1 rRNA gene is annotated in these 3,029 nt (G+C 51.0%); it reads left to right on the top strand.

The annotated features are described in order from the left end of the window. The first annotated feature begins 91 nt into the window (after positions 1 to 91). Positions 92 to 3,020: ribosomal RNA gene (locus tag ACIQ2D_RS21735) — 23S ribosomal RNA — on the top strand. Positions 3,021 to 3,029: the final 9 nt, after the last annotated feature.

Below are 3,029 nucleotides of genomic sequence, written 5' to 3'. Positions count from 1 at the left end.
AACATTGTTCTTTGAAAACTGGATAAAACGACATTGATATAGTAACAAACACATTTATTTTTTTAATTAAGTTTTTTAGGCTTAATAACTAGGTTAAGTTATTAAGGGCGCATGGCGGATGCCTTGGCACTAGGAGCCGAAGAAGGACGGCACTAACACCGATATGCTTCGGGGAGCTGTAAGTGAGCTTTGATCCGGAGATTTCCGAATGGGGGAACCCACTGTTTTTAATAGAACAGTACTTTGACGTGAATACATAGCGTCTTAGAGGCAGACCCAGGGAACTGAAACATCTAAGTACCTGGAGGAAGAGAAAGAAAAATCGATTCCCTGAGTAGCGGCGAGCGAAACGGGAAGAGCCCAAACCAAGAGGCTTGCCTCTTGGGGTTGTAGGACACTCTATACGGAGTTACAAAAGAATGAGTTAGATGAAGCGACTTGGAAAGGTCCGCCGGAGCAGGTAAAAGCCCTGTAGTCGAAAGTTCATTCCCTCTTGAGTGTATCCTGAGTACGGCGGAACACGTGAAATTCCGTCGGAATCTGGGAGGACCATCTCCCAAGGCTAAATACTACCTAGTGACCGATAGTGAACCAGTACCGTGAGGGAAAGGTGAAAAGCACCCCGGAAGGGGAGTGAAATAGATCCTGAAACCATGTGCCTACAAGTAGTTAGAGCCCGTTAATGGGTGATAGCGTGCCTTTTGTAGAATGAACCGGCGAGTTACGATTACGTGCGAGGTTAAGTTGAGAAGACGGAGCCGCAGCGAAAGCGAGTCTGAATAGGGCGAATTAGTACGTGGTCGTAGACCCGAAACCAGGTGATCTACCCATGTCCAGGGTGAAGGTGAGGTAACACTTACTGGAGGCCCGAACCCACGCACGTTGAAAAGTGCGGGGATGAGGTGTGGGTAGCGGAGAAATTCCAATCGAACCTGGAGATAGCTGGTTCTCTCCGAAATAGCTTTAGGGCTAGCCTCGTGATTGAGAATACTGGAGGTAGAGCACTGTTTGGACTAGGGGGCCATCCCGGTTTACCGAATTCAGACAAACTCCGAATGCCAGATATTTATACACGGGAGTCAGACTGCGAGTGATAAGATCCGTAGTCAAAAGGGAAACAGCCCAGACCACCAGCTAAGGTCCCAAAGTAATCGTTAAGTGGAAAAGGATGTGGCGTTGCACAGACAACCAGGATGTTGGCTTAGAAGCAGCCATCATTTAAAGAGTGCGTAATAGCTCACTGGTCGAGTGACGCTGCGCCGAAAATGTATCGGGGCTAAACGATTCACCGAAGCTGTGGATTCACATCTATGATGTGAGTGGTAGGAGAGCGTTCTAAGTGCGTTGAAGTCAGACCGGAAGGACTGGTGGAGCGCTTAGAAGTGAGAATGCCGGTATGAGTAGCGAAAGACGGGTGAGAATCCCGTCCACCGTATGACTAAGGTTTCCTGAGGAAGGCTCGTCCGCTCAGGGTTAGTCGGGACCTAAGCCGAGGCCGATAGGCGTAGGCGATGGACAACAGGTTGATATTCCTGTACCACCTCCTCACCGTTTGAGAAATGGGGGGACGCAGTAGGATAGGGTAAGCACGCCGTTGGTTGCGCGTGTTCAAGCAGTAAGGTGTGAATGTAGGCAAATCCGCATTCTTTAACATTGAGCTGTGATGACGAGTCCGTATGGACGAAGTTCCTGATTTCACACTGCCAAGAAAAGCCTCTATCGAGGTGAGAGGTGCCCGTACCGCAAACCGACACAGGTAGTCGAGGAGAGAATCCTAAGGTGTGCGAGAGAACTCTCGTTAAGGAACTCGGCAAAATGACCCCGTAACTTCGGGAGAAGGGGTGCTCTGGTAGCGTGCAAGCGTGAGAGAGCCGCAGTGAATAGGCCCAGGCGACTGTTTAGCAAAAACACAGGTCTCTGCAAAACCGTAAGGTGACGTATAGGGGCTGACGCCTGCCCGGTGCTGGAAGGTTAAGAGGAGTGGTTAGCGCAAGCGAAGCTGCGAATTGAAGCCCCAGTAAACGGCGGCCGTAACTATAACGGTCCTAAGGTAGCGAAATTCCTTGTCGGGTAAGTTCCGACCCGCACGAAAGGCGTAACGATCTGGGCACTGTCTCAACGAGAGACTCGGTGAAATTATAGTACCTGTGAAGATGCAGGTTACCCGCGACAGGACGGAAAGACCCCGTGGAGCTTTACTGTAGCCTGATATTGAATTTTGGTACAACTTGTACAGGATAGGTAGGAGCCAGAGATCTCGGAGCGCCAGCTTCGAAGGAGGCGTCGGTGGGATACTACCCTGGTTGTATTGAAATTCTAACCCATGCCCCTTAGCGGGGCAGGAGACAGTGTCAGGCGGACAGTTTGACTGGGGCGGTCGCCTCCTAAAGAGTAACGGAGGCGCCCAAAGGTTCCCTCAGAATGGTTGGAAATCATTCGTAGAGTGTAAAGGCATAAGGGAGCTTGACTGCGAGACCTACAAGTCGAGCAGGGTCGAAAGACGGGCTTAGTGATCCGGTGGTTCCGCATGGAAGGGCCATCGCTCAACGGATAAAAGCTACCCCGGGGATAACAGGCTTATCTCCCCCAAGAGTCCACATCGACGGGGAGGTTTGGCACCTCGATGTCGGCTCATCGCATCCTGGGGCTGTAGTCGGTCCCAAGGGTTGGGCTGTTCGCCCATTAAAGCGGTACGCGAGCTGGGTTCAGAACGTCGTGAGACAGTTCGGTCCCTATCCGTCGTGGGCGTAGGAAATTTGAGAGGAGCTGTCCTTAGTACGAGAGGACCGGGATGGACACACCGCTGGTGTACCAGTTGTCTTGCCAAAGGCATCGCTGGGTAGCTATGTGTGGACGGGATAAGTGCTGAAAGCATCTAAGCATGAAGCCCCCCTCAAGATGAGATTTCCCATTACGCAAGTAAGTAAGATCCCTCAAAGACGATGAGGTAGATAGGTTCGAGGTGGAAGTGTGGCGACACATGGAGCTGACGAATACTAATCGATCGAGGACTTAACCAAAACAAAAAA

Origin of the sequence: Lysinibacillus sp. NPDC097287, assembly GCF_044761695.1 — a bacterium.
Classification (GTDB): Bacteria; Bacillota; Bacilli; order Bacillales_A; family Planococcaceae; genus Lysinibacillus.
The sequence above is the reverse complement of the archived record's forward strand: the minus strand, read 5'-3'. Positions and strand labels throughout refer to the sequence as shown.